The sequence below is a fragment of the Streptomyces sp. NPDC020362 genome, assembly GCF_040642095.1.
Classification (GTDB): Bacteria; Actinomycetota; Actinomycetes; order Streptomycetales; family Streptomycetaceae; genus Streptomyces.
The window spans coordinates 50,094-63,999 of sequence record NZ_JBFAET010000035.1 but is presented as its reverse complement, the minus strand read 5'-3'; the positions used below and the strand labels follow the sequence as shown (position 1 = coordinate 63,999).

Genomic DNA, 13,906 nt, shown 5'->3' with positions numbered 1-13,906 from the left:
ACGACCGGCTCGTCGTGCTCCGAGGAGACGACCAGCTGCTTGATGTTGAGGATCAGGTCGGTGACGTCCTCCTTGACGCCCGGCACGGTGGTGAACTCGTGCAGAACGCCGTCGATGCGGATGCTGGTGACAGCGGCACCCGGGATCGAGGACAGGAGGGTACGGCGGAGGGAGTTGCCGAGGGTGTAGCCGAAGCCCGGCTCCAGCGGCTCGATCACGAACCGGGAGCGGAACTCGTCGACGACCTCTTCGGTCAACGAGGGACGCTGAGCGATCAGCATGTGTGGATCAGATCCTTCATTCGTGGACGCCCGCTATTTGACGCCCTACGGAAACCGCACCTGTGAAAAGTGCGGGTACTGCAAGGGTACGGGCGGCACGCCCCTTACGGAGCCGTACCGCCCGAACCCTGTGCCAGACGAAGGCCGTGCGTCAGACGCGGCGGCGCTTCGGCGGACGGCAGCCGTTGTGCGGGGTCGGGGTGACGTCCTGGATGGAGCCGACCTCGAGGCCCGTGGCCTGCAGGGAGCGGATCGCGGTCTCACGACCGGAGCCCGGGCCCTTGACGAACACGTCGACCTTGCGCATGCCGTGCTCCTGGGCGCGGCGGGCAGCCGACTCGGCAGCCATCTGCGCGGCGAACGGCGTGGACTTCCGGGAGCCCTTGAAGCCGACGTGGCCGGCGGAGGCCCAGGAGATCACGTTGCCCGACGGGTCCGTGATCGAGACGATCGTGTTGTTGAACGTGCTCTTGATGTGCGCGTGGCCGTGAGCGACGTTCTTCTTTTCCTTGCGGCGCACCTTCTTGGCAGCGCCCTGACGTCCCTTGGGGGGCATCTACTAACTCCTACGGGAGGTGGTCGGTCCTACAGCGAAGACCGTGGACAGGTGTCCGCTGCGGACTACTTCTTGCCCGGCTTCTTCTTGCCGGCGATGGCGCGACGCGGGCCCTTGCGGGTGCGGGCGTTGGTGCTGGTGCGCTGACCGCGGACGGGCAGACCGCGACGGTGACGGAGACCCTGGTAGCAGCCGATCTCGACCTTGCGGCGGATGTCGGCCTGGATCTCGCGACGGAGGTCACCCTCGGTCTTGATGTTGTTGTCGACGTACTCGCGAATGGCGACCAGCTGCTCTTCGGTCAGGTCGCGAACGCGGGTGTTCGGGTCGATACCGGTCTCGGCCAGCGTCTGCTGGGAGAGGGTCCGGCCGATGCCGAACACGTAGGTGAGGGCGACCTCCACGCGCTTGTCGCGCGGGATGTCAACACCGGAAACGCGTGCCATTCAATGGCTCCTGGTGAATCTTCGGAGGTCTTCCGCAAGACCGGCTCCCGGCCGCCGTACCAGGTACGAACCGGGTCCCCGGCCTCCGAACCGGGGGTGTCGAGCTTGAACGCTCGGGTCCTGCGTATGAACATATTCAGCTTGCGTCGCGCGAATCTCTGCGATGCAGAGGGATCGGTCGTGCGTCAGCCCTGGCGCTGCTTGTGGCGCGGGTTCTCGCAGATGACCATGACCCGACCGTGACGGCGGATCACCCTGCACTTGTCGCAGATCTTCTTGACGCTCGGCTTGACCTTCATGGGTGAGGTTCTCCGGGTCAGTGCCATCACCCCGGCGAGCCGGAGTGCGGGCAAGATCTACTTGTACCGGTAGACGATCCGGCCACGCGTCAGGTCGTACGGAGACAGCTCCACCACGACCCGGTCGTCAGGGAGGATGCGGATGTAGTGCATACGCATCTTGCCGCTGATGTGTGCCAGGACCTGGTGGCCGTTCTGGAGCTCGACCTTGAACATGGCGTTCGGCAGAGACTCGACGACAGTGCCCTCGATCTCGATGGCACCTTGCTTCTTGGCCACGCTTCGCCCTTCGAATCGACTACCTTGATCGACTCTCTGACCCGCCCCGGGGGGCGAGTGCGAGCGCATGCGGACATGCGGGTACACGAGAGCCGACGAGTCAGTCTACGTCAGCGCACCCTGAAACACGAATCGAGGAAGTCTGCCCCATGCCCCTGATCCTTAAGCCAGGGGGTCGGGGGCCGCGGTCACCCCGTACTCGGCCAGCTTGGCCTTGCCGCCGTCAGGAGCTGTGAGAACCAGGGGGCCCTGCTCGGTCAGCGCGACCGAGTGCTCCCAGTGGGAGGACCAGGTGCCGTCCGTGGTGATGACCGTCCAGTCGTCCTCCAGGACCTCGGTCCTGGGAGTGCCGAGGGAGACCATCGGCTCGATGGCGAGGCAGAAGCCGGAGACCAGCTTGGGGCCCTTGCCACGACGGCGGTCGACGTAGTTCAGCAGGTGCGGGTCCATGTGCATCTCGGTGCCGATGCCGTGGCCGCCGTAGTCCTCGATGATCCCGTACTTGCCGCCGCCCGGCTTGGGCTGGCGGCGGATGTACGTCTCGATGGCCCGGGAGACGTCGACCAGGCGGTTGCCCTGCTTCACGGCCGCGATGCCGGCCCACATCGATTCCTCGGTCACCCGGGACAGCTCGATCAGTTCCGGAGCGTGACCGGAGCCCACGAAGGCCGTGTAGGCCGCGTCGCCGTGCCAGCCGTCGACGATGGCGCCCGCGTCGATGGAGATGACGTCGCCGTCCTTCAGAACGACGTTCTCGGCGGGGATGCCGTGGACGACCACTTCGTTGACCGAGGTGCAGATCGTCGCGGGGAAACCGCCGTATCCCAGGAAGTTCGACTTGGCGCCGTGTTCCGCGATCACCTTTCGGGCGACCTCGTCCAGGTCCTTGGTGGAGGCACCGGGCACCGCGGCCTCGCGCGTGGCCGCGTGGATGGCGGCTACGACCAGCCCCGCCGCACGCATCTTGGCGATCTGCTCGGGGGTCTTGATCTGCACCATGGGGGCCTGCGCTCTCCGTCACTCACGTCGGCTGGACTACGTACACAACACTACGGCCGCGGCACCCTGGCGGGCACCGCGGCCGGAAGGACCGCGATCTACTTGTTCTCGGCCTTCTCGCGCTTGAGCGCCTCCAGCGCCCGCTGCGTGATCTCGTCCACCGGGCCCAGGGAGGAGATCGTCACGACCAGGCCCTGCGCCTTGTAGTAGTCGATGATCGGCTCGGTCTGCGTGTGGTAGACCTCCAGCCGCGTGCGGACCGTGTCCTCGGAGTCGTCGTCGCGCTGGTACAGCTCACCGCCGCAGACGTCGCACACGCCCTCCTTCTTCGGCGGGCTGTACGTCACGTGGAAGACGTGGGACGAGTCGTTGCGGCAGATGCGCCGGCCGGCGATCCGCTTGACGACCTCGTCCTCCGGGACCTCCAGGTCCAGGACGGCGTCCAGCGTGATGCCCTCGGTCTCCAGCAGCTCGTCCAGCGCCTCCGCCTGCGAGACGTTGCGCGGGAAGCCGTCCAGCAGGAAGCCGCCCTCGGCGTCCGGCTGCTCCATGCGGTCCTTGGCCATCGCGATGGTCACCTCGTCCGGGACGAGGTTGCCGGCGTCCATGTAGGACTTCGCGAGCTTGCCCAGCTCGGTCTGCTGGCTGATGTTGGCCCGGAACAGGTCGCCCGTGGAGATGTGCGGGATCGACAGCTCTTCTGAGAGGCGGACGGCTTGCGTTCCCTTACCGGCACCCGGCGGCCCGACGAGGACGATACGCATCAGCGGAGGAACCCTTCGTAATTGCGCTGCTGGAGCTGGCTCTCGATCTGCTTCACCGTCTCGAGACCGACACCCACGATGATCAGGATGCTGGTCCCGCCGAACGGGAAGTTGTTCGTCGCCCCGAACCCGACCAACGCCATTGTTGGTACGAGAGCAATCAGACCCAGATACAGCGAACCCGGCCAGGTGATCCGGTTGAGCACGTAGCTCAGGTACTCAGCGGTCGGTCGGCCAGCCCGGATGCCCGGGATGAAGCCACCATACTTCTTCATGTTGTCCGCGACTTCCTCGGGGTTGAAGGAGATAGCCACGTAGAAGAACGCGAAGAAAACGATGAGCAAGAAGTACAGAGTGATGTAAATCGGGTGGTCGCCCTTGGTCAGGTTGTTCTTGATCCAGACCGTCCAGCTCGAATTGCCCCCCGAGAACTGCGCCACCAGGGCCGGAATGTAGAGCAGCGACGAGGCGAAGATGACGGGAATCACACCCGCCTGGTTCACCTTGAGCGGGATGTAGGTGGACGTACCACCGTAGGAACGACGGCCGATCATGCGCTTCGCGTACTGCACCGGGATACGGCGCTGGGCCTGCTCGACGAAGACGACGAGGGCGACCATGACCAGGCCGACCAGGATGACCGTGCCGAACTCGATCCAGCCGCCGGCCAGCGAACCCTGCTTCTTGATGGCCCACAGCGCGGACGGGAAGGTCGCGGCGATCGAGATGAACATCAGGATCGACATGCCGTTGCCGATGCCGCGGTCGGTGATCAGCTCACCGAGCCACATGACGACGGCCGTACCGGCGGTCATGCAGACGACCATGGTGATCGTCGTGAAGATCGCCTGGTCCGGAACGATGCTCGAGGCGACCGAGCATCCGTTGAAGAGGGCGCCGCTGCGGGCGGTGGCCACCAGGCCGGTGCCCTGCAGAATGGCGAGCGCCACCGTCAGGTAACGGGTGTACTGCGTGATCTTCGCCGTACCGGCCTGGCCCTCCTTCTTCAGGGCTTCCAGGCGCGGGATGACCACGGTGAGCAGCTGAAGGATGATGCTGGCCGTGATGTACGGCATGATGCCGAGCGCGAAGATCGTGATCTGCAGCAGTGCACCACCGCTGAACATGTTCACGAGACCGAACAGGCCCTGGTTGGCGCCCGCCTCGCTGACACACTGCTGGACGGCCTTGTAGTTGACGCCGGGGATCGGAACGTGGGTACCGACCCGGTACACCACGATGATGGCCAGCGTGAACAGCAGCTTCTTGCGCAGGTCGGGCGTCCTGAACGCCCGGGCGAACGCGGTGAGCACGGTGCCTCCTGCGACCCCCGCGCAACTGCGTCAAGGGTGACGGTCGTGAGATTCGACGGATACAGAAAAAAGAGCAGTGCATGCCACCTTACCGGCGACACTGCCCCCCTTGGAACGACCAACCGGGGATACCCCATTGTGAGGTATCCCCGGTCGGGATCGTTTACGTCATCAAGGCGTCCGAAGGACTCAGACGAGCTCGGTGACCGTACCGCCCGCGGCGGTGATCTTCTCCTTGGCGGAGCCGGAGACGGCGTCGACCGTCACCTGCAGCGCCACGGAGATCTCGCCCTGGCCGAGGACCTTGACGAGGCTGTTCTTGCGAACGGCACCCTTGGCCACCAGACCCTCGACCGTGACCTCGCCACCCTCGGGGTAGAGCGCGGCCAGCTTGTCGAGGTTCACGACCTGGAACTCGGTCTTGAACGGGTTCTTGAAGCCCTTCAGCTTCGGGAGGCGCATGTGGAGCGGCATCTGGCCACCCTCGAAGCGCTCCGGAACCTGGTAGCGGGCCTTGGTGCCCTTGGTACCACGACCAGCCGTCTTACCCTTGGACGCCTCACCACGACCCACACGGGTCTTGGCGGTCTTGGCGCCCGGGGCGGGACGGAGGTTGTGGATCTTCAGCGGGTTCTGCTCCGCCATGATCAGTCGACCTCCTCGACCGTCACGAGGTGGCGGACGGTGTGCACCATTCCGCGGAACTCGGGGCGGTCCTCCTTGACGACCTGCGTGTTGATGCCCTTGAGACCAAGGGAGCGCAGGGTGTCACGGTGGTTCTGCTTGCTGCCGATGTAGGACTTGACCTGCGTGATCTTCAGCTGAGCCATCACGCACCCACTCCGGCGCGGGCACGCAGCAGAGCCGCGGGCGCGACGTCCTCGAGCGGCAGACCACGGCGGGCCGCGACCTCCTCGGGACGCTGCAGGCCCTTCAGGGCCTCCACGGTCGCGTGCACGATGTTGATCGCGTTGTCGGAGCCGAGCGACTTCGACAGGATGTCGTGGATACCGGCGCACTCGAGCACGGCACGCACCGGACCACCGGCGATAACACCGGTACCCGGGGACGCGGGCTTGAGCAGCACGACGCCGGCAGCCTTCTCACCCTGGATCGGGTGCGGGATGGTGCCCTGGATACGGGGGACCTTGAAGAAGTGCTTCTTGGCCTCCTCAACACCCTTGGCGATGGCGGCCGGCACCTCCTTGGCCTTGCCGTAACCGACACCCACGGTGCCGTCACCGTCGCCCACCACGACCAGCGCGGTGAAGCTGAAGCGACGACCACCCTTCACAACCTTGGCGACGCGGTTGATCGCGACGACGCGCTCAACGTACGCGGTCTTCTCGGCGGCAGCAGCGCCGCCGTCACGGCCCTTCCGGTCCCGCCGCTCGCCGCCACCGGCACCGCCACCGCGGCGCTGGGGTCCAGCCATTGGAATTACCTCTCTCTGTTTCCGCTAGCTACGGCAGGCTCAGAACTTGAGCCCGGCTTCGCGGGCGGCGTCCGCCAGGGCGGCGATGCGCCCGGCGTACTGGTTGCCACCACGGTCGAACACGACAGCCTCGACACCGGCGGCCTTGGCACGCTCGGCGACCAGGGCGCCGACCTGCTTGGCCTGCGAGGACTTGTCGCCCTCGCCACCGCGGACGGACGCGTCCAGGGTGGACGCGGACGCCAGGGTGTGGCCCTTGAGGTCGTCGATCACCTGCGCCACGATGTGGCGGTTGGAGCGGGTCACGACCAGACGGGGACGCTCCGCCGTACCGGAAATGTTCTTGCGGATCCGGATGTGACGGCGCTTGATCGCGGCGCGCTTGTAGGCGTCGCCCTTGAGGATCTTCTGCCCGTATGCCATGGCTTACTTACCCGCCTTTCCGACCTTGCGGCGGATGACTTCGCCCTCGTACTTGACGCCCTTGGCCTTGTACGGGTCGGGCTTGCGCAGCTTGCGGATGTTGGCCGCAACCTCGCCGACCTTCTGCTTGTCGATGCCCTCGACCTGGAAGCGGGTCGGGGTCTCCACCTTGAAGGTGATGCCCTCGGGCGCCTCGACGACGATCGGGTGGCTGTAGCCGAGCGCGAACTCGAGGTTCGAGCCCTTGGCCGTGACGCGGTAACCGACACCGCTGATCTCGAGCTTCTTCACGTAACCCTGGGTCACGCCGGTGATCATGTTCGCCACCAGCGTGCGGGACAGGCCGTGCAGGGCCTTGTTCTGACGCTCGTCGTTCGGACGGGTGACGTTCAGAACGCCGTCCTCACCCTTGACGATGTCGATCGGCGCGACGACGGTGTGGGTCAGCGTGCCCTTGGGGCCCTTGACCGAGACCGTACGGCCGTCGATGGTGACGTCCACGCCGGCGGGAACCGTGATGGGGAGCTTGCCAATACGCGACATAGCTGTTTCCTCCGTTCCCTTCCGCTACCAGACGTAGGCGAGGACTTCCCCACCCACGCCCTTCTTGCCGGCCTGCTTGTCGGTGAGGAGCCCGTGCGACGTGGAGATGATCGCCACGCCGAGGCCGCCGAGCACCTTCGGCAGGTTGGTGGACTTCGCGTACACCCGGAGACCGGGCTTGGAGATCCGCTTGATGCCCGCGATGGAGCGCTCACGGTTCGGGCCGAACTTCAGCTCGAGGACGAGGTTCTTGCCGACCTCGGCGTCCTCGACCTTCCAGCCCGTGATGAAGCCCTCCTGCTGGAGGATCTCCGCGATGTGCGACTTGATCTTCGATGCCGGCATCGTCACGGAGTCGTGGTATGCCGAGTTCGCGTTCCGCAGACGCGTAAGCATGTCTGCGATCGGATCAGTCATGGTCATGAATTGGCCTTCGGCCTCTCTCGCCGGGGTTTCCTGGTGCGCCATCCCTCTCCCCGATCCGAGACGGGACGGGTGCGGCGCGGTGGACCTACGGCGTAGTAAGTCGTACGGGCGCGGCAGACGCCCAACCCCACAAGCCTACGGCATGCGGAGAAGGGCCCCTGCCGACCCAGATGCTTACCGAGAGCTTCAGGAATCCCTAAAAAGCGGGGATTACCAGGAGCTCTTGGTCACGCCCGGCAGCTCGCCACGGTGAGCCATCTCACGAAGGCACACGCGGCACAGGCCGAACTTGCGGTACACGGAGTGCGGACGGCCGCAGCGCTGGCAGCGGGTGTAGCCACGCACACCGAACTTGGGCTTGCGAGCAGCCTTAGCGATCAGAGCCTTCTTCGCCATCTCGCTCACGCCTCCTTGAACGGGAAGCCGAGGTGACGAAGGAGCGCGCGGCCCTCAGCGTCGTTGGTCGCCGTGGTGACCACGGTGATGTCCATACCCCGGACACGGTCGATCTTGTCCTGGTCGATCTCGTGGAACATGACCTGCTCCGTGAGACCGAAGGTGTAGTTGCCACGGCCGTCGAACTGCTTGGGGGACAGACCACGGAAGTCGCGGATGCGCGGGAGCGCGAGCGACAGGGTGCGGTCCAGGAACTCCCACATGCGGTCGCCACGGAGCGTGACGTGGGCACCGATCGGCTGACCCTCACGCAGCTTGAACTGCGCGATGGACTTGCGGGCCTTGGTGACCTGCGGCTTCTGACCGGTGATCGTGGTGAGGTCGCGGATGGCGCCCTCGATCAGCTTGGAGTCGCGGGCGGCGTCGCCCACACCCATGTTGACCACGATCTTGACGAGACCGGGGATCTGCATGACGTTCTCGTACTTGAACTCGTCACGCAGCTTGCCCGCGATCTCCTCGCGGTACTTCTGCTTCAGACGCGGAGTGGTGGTGGTAGCCATCAGATGTCCTCACCCGTCCGCTTGGCAACGCGGATCTTGTTGCCCTCGTCGTCGAAGCGGTAACCGACACGCGTCACGACCTTGTTGCCGTCCTTCTCAACGACCAGCTGGACGTTGGAGACGTGGATCGGCGCCTCGGTCGTGACGATGCCGCCCGCCTGCGAACCGCTGGCGGTCGGGCCGGCCTTGGTGTGCTTCTTGACCCGGTTGACACCCTCGACCAGGACACGGTCCTCGCGGGGGAAGGCCGCGATGACCTTGCCCTGCTTGCCCTTGTCCTTACCGGTGATGACCTGGACCAGGTCGCCCTTCTTGATCTTCATGCTTACAGCACCTCCGGCGCGAGCGAGATGATCTTCATGAACTTCTTCTCGCGCAGCTCACGGCCGACCGGGCCGAAGATACGGGTGCCGCGAGGGTCGCCGTCGTTCTTCAGAATGACGGCGGCGTTCTCGTCGAAGCGGATGTACGAGCCGTCCGGACGGCGGCGCTCCTTGACGGTGCGAACGATGACGGCCTTGACGACGTCACCCTTCTTCACGTTGCCGCCGGGGATCGCGTCCTTGACGGTGGCGACGATGACGTCACCGATGCCCGCGTAGCGGCGACCGGAGCCACCGAGCACACGGATGCAAAGGATCTCCTTCGCACCAGTGTTGTCGGCGACGCGCAGTCGCGACTCCTGCTGGATCACGTCTATCTCCTGTTTGTCTGCCGGTTCCCCGGGAGCCGCTCAGTGAGCGGCTCCCGGAGCCTGGCGGAACTGTCCTGCGGGAATGCCCGCAGGAATTACTTGGCCTTCTCGAGGATCTCGACGACGCGCCAGCGCTTCGTCGCGGACAGCGGCCGGGTCTCCATGAGGAGGACGCGGTCGCCGACACCCGCGGCGTTCTGCTCGTCGTGCGCCTTGAGCTTGTTCGTACGGCGGATGACCTTGCCGTACAGCGCGTGCTTGACGCGGTCCTCGACGGCGACGACGACGGTCTTGTCCATCTTGTCGCTGACGACGAGACCCTCACGGGTCTTGCGGAAACCGCGCGCCTCTGCGTTCTCAGTCACGTTCTTCTCGCTCATCAGGCGTTCTCCACCGTTTCGATGCCCAGCTCACGCTCGCGCATCAGGGTGTAGATCCGCGCGATGTCCTTGCGGACCGCCTTCAGACGGCCATGGTTCTCGAGCTGGCCCGTCGCCGCCTGGAAGCGGAGGTTGAACAGCTCTTCCTTGGCCTCGCGGAGCTTCGCCAGAAGCTCCTCGTTGCCCAGCTCGCGCAGCTCGGACGCCTTGGTACCGGCCGACATCACGCTTCACCTGCCTCGCGCTTGACGATCCGGCACTTCATCGGCAGCTTGTGAGCCGCACGAGTCAGAGCCTCACGCGCAATCTTCTCGTTGGGGTACGACAGCTCGAACATCACGCGTCCGGGCTTGACGTTGGCAATCCACCACTCCGGAGAACCCTTACCGGAACCCATGCGGGTCTCGGCGGGCTTCTTGGTGAGCGGACGGTCCGGGTAGATGTTGATCCAGACCTTGCCACCACGCTTGATGTGACGCGTCATGGCGATACGAGCGGCCTCGATCTGACGGTTCGTCACATACGCCGGGGTGAGCGCCTGGATGCCGTACTCGCCGAACGCAACCGTCGTGCCACCCTTGGCAGCGCCGCTGCGCTTCGGGTGGTGCTGCTTGCGGTGCTTGACCCTACGGGGGATCAGCATTTCGGTCAGGCCTCCGTTCCGGTGCTCTCAGCCGGAGCGGCGGGAGCCTCGGCCTTGGGGGCCTCGGCGCCGGCAGCCTGCTGCGGCTTGCGACCGCGCCGCTCGCCACCGCGGCCACCACGGGCCGGGCGGTCGGCACCACCGCGGGCCGGGCGGTTACCCGCACGGGCCGCAGCGTTCTCGGCGCGGACCTCGGCGATGTTCTTGACGTCGCCCTTGTAGATCCAGACCTTCACACCGATGCGGCCGAAGGTCGTCTTGGCCTCGAAGAAGCCGTAGTCCACGTTCGCACGGAGCGTGTGCAGGGGCACGCGGCCCTCGCGGTAGAACTCCGAGCGGGACATCTCGGCGCCGCCGAGGCGGCCACCGCACTGGATCTTGATGCCCTTGGCGCCGGCCTTCATCGCCGACTGCATGCTCTTACGCATGGCGCGGCGGAAGGAGACGCGGGAGGAGAGCTGCTCGGCAACGGCCTGGGCCACCAGCTGAGCGTCGGTCTCGGGGTTCTTGACCTCGAGGATGTTCAGCTGGACCTGCTTGCCCGTGAGCTTCTCGAGGTCGCCGCGGATGCGGTCGGCCTCGGCGCCACGGCGGCCGATGACGATGCCCGGACGAGCGGTGTGGATGTCCACCCGCACGCGGTCACGGGTGCGCTCGATCTCAACCTTCGAGATACCGGCGCGCTCCATGCCGGACGTCATCATCCGACGGATGGCGACGTCTTCCTTGACGTAGTCCTTGTACAGCTTGTCGGCGTACCAACGCGACTTGAAGTCGGTCGTGACACCGAGCCGGAACCCATGCGGGTTTACCTTCTGGCCCATTACCGGGTTCCTTCCTTGCTGCTGACGACCACGGTGATGTGGCTGGTCCGCTTGCGGATCCGGTAGGCACGGCCCTGGGCACGCGGACGGAACCGCTTCAGGGTCGGACCCTCGTCGACGTACGCCTCGGAGATGAAGAGGCTGTCGGCGTCGGTGTGGTCGTAGTTGTGCGCGGCGTTGGCGATGGCGCTGTCGAGCACCTTGCCGACCGGCACGGAGGCTGCCTGCGGAGCGAATCGCAGAACAGCCTGAGCCTCCGTGGCATCCATGCCACGGATAAGGTCCACCACGCGGCGGGCCTTCATGGGCGTAACGCGGATGTACCGCGCCTGGGCCCTGGCTTCCATGGTTGTCCCTCTCAGTTACTTACGTGTCTGAATGCGATCCGCTACTAGCGGCGCTTCGACTTCCGGTCGTCCTTGACGTGGCCCCGGAAGGTGCGGGTCGGCGAGAACTCGCCGAGCTTGTGGCCGACCATCGACTCGGTGACGAACACCGGGATGTGGGTCTTGCCGTTGTGCACCGCGAGCGTGTGGCCCAGCATGGCCGGGACGATCATCGAGCGGCGGGACCAGGTCTTGATGACGTTCTTGGTGCCGGCTTCGTTCTGGGCGTCCACCTTCTTGATCAGGTGGTCGTCGACGAAGGGCCCCTTCTTCAGGCTACGAGGCATCTCAACCCGTCCTTAGCGCTTCTTGTTCGTCTTGCGGCGGCGGACGATGTACTTGTTCGACGCCTTCTTGGGCGAACGAGTACGGCCTTCCTTCTTGCCCCACGGGGACACAGGGTGGCGACCACCGGAGGTCCGGCCCTCACCACCACCGTGCGGGTGGTCAACCGGGTTCATGACGACACCACGGACGGTCGGGCGAACGCCCAGCCACCGCTTACGGCCGGCCTTACCCCAGTTGATGTTGCTCTGCTCGGCGTTGCCGACCTCACCGATGGTGGCGCGGCAGCGGACGTCGACCAGGCGGATCTCACCGGACGGCATGCGCAGGTGGGCCATCGAGCCCTCCTTCGCGAGCAGCTGCACGGAGGCACCGGCGGAGCGGGCGAACTTGGCACCGCCACCGGGACGGAGCTCGATCGCGTGGATCGTGGTACCGACCGGGATGTTGCGGATGGCCAGGTTGTTGCCCGGCTTGATGTCGGCCCCGGGACCGTTCTCGACGCGGTCACCCTGCTGCAGGTTGCGCGGGGCGAGGATGTAGCGCTTCTCGCCGTCGGCGTAGTGCAGCAGCGCGATGCGCGCGGTGCGGTTGGGGTCGTACTCGATGTGCGCGACCTTCGCCGGCACGCCGTCCTTGTCGTGACGACGGAAGTCGATCACGCGGTAGGCGCGCTTGTGTCCGCCACCCTGGTGGCGAACGGTCACACGACCGGCGTTGTTACGGCCGCCCTTGCTGTGCAGGGGGCGGACCAGCGACTTCTCCGGCGTGGACCGCGTGACCTCGACGAAGTCGGCGACGCTGGCGCCACGACGGCCCGGCGTAGTCGGCTTGTACTTGCGGATTCCCATTTCTCAGTCCTCGTCCGATATCGGACGATCCGGACCGCCCTTAGGCGGTCGGACCGCCGAAGATGTCGATACGGTCGCCCTCGGCGAGGGTCACGATCGCGCGCTTGCTGCCGGCACGCTGACCGAAGCCGGTCTTCGTGCGCTTGCGCTTGCCCTGGCGGTTGATCGTGTTGACCCCGGTGACCTTGACCGAGAAGACCGCCTGGACGGCCTGCTTGATCTGGGTCTTGTTGGCGTTCGGGTCGACGATGAACGTGTACTTGTTCTCGTCGAGGAGCGCGTAGCTCTTCTCGGAGACGACCGGCTTCAGCAGGACGTCACGGGGGTCCGTGTACGACTTGCTCAGCGGGGTCTCGACGGTGTTCTTGCCCTCGGTGGCGTGGCGCTTCGCCTTGGCGACGCGCGCGGCCTTGGCGGCCTTGGCGGCCTTCGAGGCAATGCTCGGGTGACGCGTAGCCATCAGGCCTCGCTCCCTTCGGTGTCAGCGGCCTTGGGGCCAGACACGAAGGACTCGAAAGCGGCCTGGGTGAAGACCACGTCGTCCGAGACGAGAACGTCGTACGTGTTCAGCTGGCCCGGCTCCAGGATGTGGACCTGGGGCAGGTTGCGGGCGGACAGCCACGCGGCCTCGTCGGCGCGATCGACGACCAGGAGCAGGTTCTTGCGCTCCGAGATCTTGCCGAACAGGCTCTTCGCGGCCTTCGTGGACGGGTTGCCGCCCTCGACCACGCCGGAGACGACGTGGATGCGGTTGTGGCGGGCCCGGTCGGTGAGGGCGTGGCGCAGGGCCGCGGCCTTCATCTTCTTCGGGGTCCGCTGCGAGTAGTCACGCGGCTGCGGGCCGTGGACGACGCCACCACCGGCGAACTGCGGCGCGCGGGTCGAGCCCTGACGGGCGCGGCCGGTGCCCTTCTGGCGGTACGGCTTCTTGCCGCCACCACGGACCTCGCCACGGGTCTTCGTCTTGTGGGTGCCCTGACGGGCAGCAGCCAGCTGCGCGACGACGACCTGGTGAAGCAGCGGAACGCTGATCTTCTCTACGTCGAAGATCTCCGCGGGGAGCTCGACGGTACCGGCCTTGTCGCCCGCCGGCGAAAGGATGTCAACAGTGCTCATCGGT

The 13,906-nt window shown here is 65.9% G+C and carries 26 protein-coding genes and 1 pseudogene; all 27 read right to left on the bottom strand.

The genetic code is table 11. From position 1 onward, the window contains the following. Nucleotides 1-281, bottom strand: a pseudogene (locus AB0H32_RS16260) (DNA-directed RNA polymerase subunit alpha); the annotation flags it as partial. Between the two features lie 151 nt (nucleotides 282-432). Continuing rightward, the gene (gene rpsK, locus AB0H32_RS16255; protein ID WP_003956432.1) at nucleotides 433-837 is read right to left on the bottom strand and encodes a 30S ribosomal protein S11; all 405 of its coding nucleotides are present in this window, start codon (nucleotides 835-837) and stop codon (nucleotides 433-435) included. A gap of 65 nt (nucleotides 838-902) precedes the next feature. Next, nucleotides 903-1,283 carry a 30S ribosomal protein S13 gene (gene rpsM, locus AB0H32_RS16250; protein WP_361119960.1) on the bottom strand — a complete coding sequence of 127 codons (381 nt, stop codon included), beginning with the start codon at nucleotides 1,281-1,283 and terminating at the stop codon, nucleotides 903-905. Between the two features lie 185 nt (nucleotides 1,284-1,468). Beyond that, the gene (rpmJ, locus tag AB0H32_RS16245; RefSeq protein WP_003998809.1) at nucleotides 1,469-1,582 is read right to left on the bottom strand and encodes a 50S ribosomal protein L36; all 114 of its coding nucleotides are present in this window, start codon (nucleotides 1,580-1,582) and stop codon (nucleotides 1,469-1,471) included. A gap of 57 nt (nucleotides 1,583-1,639) precedes the next feature. Beyond that, nucleotides 1,640-1,861, bottom strand: coding sequence for a translation initiation factor IF-1 (gene infA / locus AB0H32_RS16240; protein ID WP_003948620.1), 222 nt, complete (start codon nucleotides 1,859-1,861; stop codon nucleotides 1,640-1,642). Between the two features lie 162 nt (nucleotides 1,862-2,023). Next, the gene (map, locus tag AB0H32_RS16235; protein ID WP_361119957.1) at nucleotides 2,024-2,860 is read right to left on the bottom strand and encodes a type I methionyl aminopeptidase; all 837 of its coding nucleotides are present in this window, start codon (nucleotides 2,858-2,860) and stop codon (nucleotides 2,024-2,026) included. A 98-nt stretch (nucleotides 2,861-2,958) separates the two neighbouring features. Further along, nucleotides 2,959-3,624: an adenylate kinase gene (locus AB0H32_RS16230; protein WP_361119954.1), complete on the bottom strand. Its 666-nt coding sequence runs from the start codon at nucleotides 3,622-3,624 to the stop codon at nucleotides 2,959-2,961. Continuing rightward, entirely contained in the window at nucleotides 3,624-4,937 is a 1,314-nt protein-coding gene (gene secY, locus AB0H32_RS16225) for a preprotein translocase subunit SecY (protein ID WP_361119951.1), read from the bottom strand. The genes AB0H32_RS16230 and secY overlap by 1 nt, the downstream gene beginning before the upstream one ends. A gap of 189 nt (nucleotides 4,938-5,126) precedes the next feature. Then, nucleotides 5,127-5,582, bottom strand: coding sequence for a 50S ribosomal protein L15 (gene rplO, locus AB0H32_RS16220; RefSeq protein ID WP_023547373.1), 456 nt, complete (start codon nucleotides 5,580-5,582; stop codon nucleotides 5,127-5,129). Between the two features lie 2 nt (nucleotides 5,583-5,584). Beyond that, nucleotides 5,585-5,767, bottom strand: a complete 183-nt coding sequence (rpmD, locus tag AB0H32_RS16215) for a 50S ribosomal protein L30 (RefSeq protein ID WP_003974250.1) — start codon at nucleotides 5,765-5,767, stop codon at nucleotides 5,585-5,587. Further along, on the bottom strand, nucleotides 5,767-6,372 hold the full coding sequence (gene rpsE, locus AB0H32_RS16210) for a 30S ribosomal protein S5 (protein ID WP_361119948.1): 606 nt from the start codon (nucleotides 6,370-6,372) through the stop codon (nucleotides 5,767-5,769). The genes rpmD and rpsE overlap by 1 nt, the downstream gene beginning before the upstream one ends. A 39-nt stretch (nucleotides 6,373-6,411) precedes the next feature. Next, nucleotides 6,412-6,795, bottom strand: coding sequence for a 50S ribosomal protein L18 (gene rplR / locus AB0H32_RS16205; RefSeq protein ID WP_361119945.1), 384 nt, complete (start codon nucleotides 6,793-6,795; stop codon nucleotides 6,412-6,414). Nucleotides 6,796-6,798: 3 nt separating this feature from the next. Next, nucleotides 6,799-7,338: a 50S ribosomal protein L6 gene (rplF, locus tag AB0H32_RS16200; protein WP_067299853.1), complete on the bottom strand. Its 540-nt coding sequence runs from the start codon at nucleotides 7,336-7,338 to the stop codon at nucleotides 6,799-6,801. A 24-nt stretch (nucleotides 7,339-7,362) separates the two neighbouring features. Continuing rightward, nucleotides 7,363-7,761 (bottom strand): 30S ribosomal protein S8, encoded by a 399-nt coding sequence (gene rpsH / locus AB0H32_RS16195; protein ID WP_007384075.1) that lies wholly within the window; start codon nucleotides 7,759-7,761, stop codon nucleotides 7,363-7,365. Between the two features lie 213 nt (nucleotides 7,762-7,974). After that, the gene (locus tag AB0H32_RS16190) at nucleotides 7,975-8,160 is read right to left on the bottom strand and encodes a type Z 30S ribosomal protein S14 (RefSeq protein WP_003948630.1); all 186 of its coding nucleotides are present in this window, start codon (nucleotides 8,158-8,160) and stop codon (nucleotides 7,975-7,977) included. A gap of 5 nt (nucleotides 8,161-8,165) precedes the next feature. Next, on the bottom strand, nucleotides 8,166-8,723 hold the full coding sequence (gene rplE, locus AB0H32_RS16185; RefSeq protein ID WP_097252926.1) for a 50S ribosomal protein L5: 558 nt from the start codon (nucleotides 8,721-8,723) through the stop codon (nucleotides 8,166-8,168). Then, nucleotides 8,723-9,046 (bottom strand): 50S ribosomal protein L24, encoded by a 324-nt coding sequence (rplX, locus tag AB0H32_RS16180; RefSeq protein ID WP_033272457.1) that lies wholly within the window; start codon nucleotides 9,044-9,046, stop codon nucleotides 8,723-8,725. Before rplX ends, rplE begins: the two co-directional genes overlap by 1 nt. Nucleotides 9,047-9,048: 2 nt before the next feature. After that, the gene (gene rplN, locus AB0H32_RS16175; RefSeq protein ID WP_003998823.1) at nucleotides 9,049-9,417 is read right to left on the bottom strand and encodes a 50S ribosomal protein L14; all 369 of its coding nucleotides are present in this window, start codon (nucleotides 9,415-9,417) and stop codon (nucleotides 9,049-9,051) included. A gap of 95 nt (nucleotides 9,418-9,512) precedes the next feature. Continuing rightward, a complete protein-coding gene (rpsQ, locus tag AB0H32_RS16170) occupies nucleotides 9,513-9,797 on the bottom strand; it encodes a 30S ribosomal protein S17 (protein WP_018543912.1) in 285 nt (94 codons plus the stop codon). Further along, on the bottom strand, nucleotides 9,797-10,021 hold the full coding sequence (rpmC, locus tag AB0H32_RS16165; RefSeq protein WP_007494763.1) for a 50S ribosomal protein L29: 225 nt from the start codon (nucleotides 10,019-10,021) through the stop codon (nucleotides 9,797-9,799). The genes rpsQ and rpmC overlap by 1 nt, the downstream gene beginning before the upstream one ends. Further along, nucleotides 10,021-10,440, bottom strand: a complete 420-nt coding sequence (gene rplP / locus AB0H32_RS16160; protein ID WP_030967307.1) for a 50S ribosomal protein L16 — start codon at nucleotides 10,438-10,440, stop codon at nucleotides 10,021-10,023. The genes rpmC and rplP overlap by 1 nt, the downstream gene beginning before the upstream one ends. Before the next feature lie 5 nt (nucleotides 10,441-10,445). Continuing rightward, nucleotides 10,446-11,264: a 30S ribosomal protein S3 gene (gene rpsC / locus AB0H32_RS16155; protein WP_055706471.1), complete on the bottom strand. Its 819-nt coding sequence runs from the start codon at nucleotides 11,262-11,264 to the stop codon at nucleotides 10,446-10,448. Then, nucleotides 11,264-11,611, bottom strand: coding sequence for a 50S ribosomal protein L22 (gene rplV / locus AB0H32_RS16150; RefSeq protein ID WP_003974262.1), 348 nt, complete (start codon nucleotides 11,609-11,611; stop codon nucleotides 11,264-11,266). Before rplV ends, rpsC begins: the two co-directional genes overlap by 1 nt. A gap of 44 nt (nucleotides 11,612-11,655) precedes the next feature. Then, on the bottom strand, nucleotides 11,656-11,937 hold the full coding sequence (rpsS, locus tag AB0H32_RS16145) for a 30S ribosomal protein S19 (protein ID WP_003992359.1): 282 nt from the start codon (nucleotides 11,935-11,937) through the stop codon (nucleotides 11,656-11,658). A gap of 12 nt (nucleotides 11,938-11,949) precedes the next feature. Beyond that, nucleotides 11,950-12,786, bottom strand: a complete 837-nt coding sequence (gene rplB, locus AB0H32_RS16140) for a 50S ribosomal protein L2 (RefSeq protein WP_353600330.1) — start codon at nucleotides 12,784-12,786, stop codon at nucleotides 11,950-11,952. Between the two features lie 40 nt (nucleotides 12,787-12,826). After that, nucleotides 12,827-13,246 (bottom strand): 50S ribosomal protein L23, encoded by a 420-nt coding sequence (gene rplW / locus AB0H32_RS16135; protein WP_071373347.1) that lies wholly within the window; start codon nucleotides 13,244-13,246, stop codon nucleotides 12,827-12,829. Beyond that, nucleotides 13,246-13,902, bottom strand: a complete 657-nt coding sequence (gene rplD, locus AB0H32_RS16130) for a 50S ribosomal protein L4 (RefSeq protein ID WP_361119935.1) — start codon at nucleotides 13,900-13,902, stop codon at nucleotides 13,246-13,248. Before rplD ends, rplW begins: the two co-directional genes overlap by 1 nt. Between the last annotated feature and the right edge of the window lie 4 nt (nucleotides 13,903-13,906).

Excerpts from the sequence above, each read along its gene's own strand:
- rpsK (WP_003956432.1), bottom strand. The coding sequence starts at position 837 with ATGCCCCCCAAGGGACGTCAGGGCGCTGCCAAGAAGGTGCGCCGCAAG.
- rpsM (WP_361119960.1), bottom strand. The coding sequence starts at position 1,283 with ATGGCACGCGTTTCCGGTGTTGACATCCCGCGCGACAAGCGCGTGGAG.
- rpmJ (WP_003998809.1), bottom strand. The coding sequence starts at position 1,582 with ATGAAGGTCAAGCCGAGCGTCAAGAAGATCTGCGACAAGTGCAGGGTG.
- map (WP_361119957.1), bottom strand. The coding sequence starts at position 2,860 with ATGGTGCAGATCAAGACCCCCGAGCAGATCGCCAAGATGCGTGCGGCG.
- AB0H32_RS16230 (WP_361119954.1), bottom strand. The coding sequence starts at position 3,624 with ATGCGTATCGTCCTCGTCGGGCCGCCGGGTGCCGGTAAGGGAACGCAA.
- rplO (WP_023547373.1), bottom strand. The coding sequence starts at position 5,582 with ATGGCGGAGCAGAACCCGCTGAAGATCCACAACCTCCGTCCCGCCCCG.
- rpmD (WP_003974250.1), bottom strand. The coding sequence starts at position 5,767 with ATGGCTCAGCTGAAGATCACGCAGGTCAAGTCCTACATCGGCAGCAAG.
- rpsE (WP_361119948.1), bottom strand. The coding sequence starts at position 6,372 with ATGGCTGGACCCCAGCGCCGCGGTGGCGGTGCCGGTGGCGGCGAGCGG.
- rplR (WP_361119945.1), bottom strand. The coding sequence starts at position 6,795 with ATGGCATACGGGCAGAAGATCCTCAAGGGCGACGCCTACAAGCGCGCC.
- rplF (WP_067299853.1), bottom strand. The coding sequence starts at position 7,338 with ATGTCGCGTATTGGCAAGCTCCCCATCACGGTTCCCGCCGGCGTGGAC.
- rpsH (WP_007384075.1), bottom strand. The coding sequence starts at position 7,761 with ATGACCATGACTGATCCGATCGCAGACATGCTTACGCGTCTGCGGAAC.
- AB0H32_RS16190 (WP_003948630.1), bottom strand. The coding sequence starts at position 8,160 with ATGGCGAAGAAGGCTCTGATCGCTAAGGCTGCTCGCAAGCCCAAGTTC.
- rplE (WP_097252926.1), bottom strand. The coding sequence starts at position 8,723 with ATGGCTACCACCACCACTCCGCGTCTGAAGCAGAAGTACCGCGAGGAG.
- rplX (WP_033272457.1), bottom strand. The coding sequence starts at position 9,046 with ATGAAGATCAAGAAGGGCGACCTGGTCCAGGTCATCACCGGTAAGGAC.
- rpsQ (WP_018543912.1), bottom strand. The coding sequence starts at position 9,797 with ATGAGCGAGAAGAACGTGACTGAGAACGCAGAGGCGCGCGGTTTCCGC.
- rpmC (WP_007494763.1), bottom strand. The coding sequence starts at position 10,021 with ATGTCGGCCGGTACCAAGGCGTCCGAGCTGCGCGAGCTGGGCAACGAG.
- rplP (WP_030967307.1), bottom strand. The coding sequence starts at position 10,440 with ATGCTGATCCCCCGTAGGGTCAAGCACCGCAAGCAGCACCACCCGAAG.
- rpsC (WP_055706471.1), bottom strand. The coding sequence starts at position 11,264 with ATGGGCCAGAAGGTAAACCCGCATGGGTTCCGGCTCGGTGTCACGACC.
- rplV (WP_003974262.1), bottom strand. The coding sequence starts at position 11,611 with ATGGAAGCCAGGGCCCAGGCGCGGTACATCCGCGTTACGCCCATGAAG.
- rpsS (WP_003992359.1), bottom strand. The coding sequence starts at position 11,937 with ATGCCTCGTAGCCTGAAGAAGGGGCCCTTCGTCGACGACCACCTGATC.
- rplB (WP_353600330.1), bottom strand. The coding sequence starts at position 12,786 with ATGGGAATCCGCAAGTACAAGCCGACTACGCCGGGCCGTCGTGGCGCC.
- rplW (WP_071373347.1), bottom strand. The coding sequence starts at position 13,246 with ATGGCTACGCGTCACCCGAGCATTGCCTCGAAGGCCGCCAAGGCCGCC.
- rplD (WP_361119935.1), bottom strand. The coding sequence starts at position 13,902 with ATGAGCACTGTTGACATCCTTTCGCCGGCGGGCGACAAGGCCGGTACC.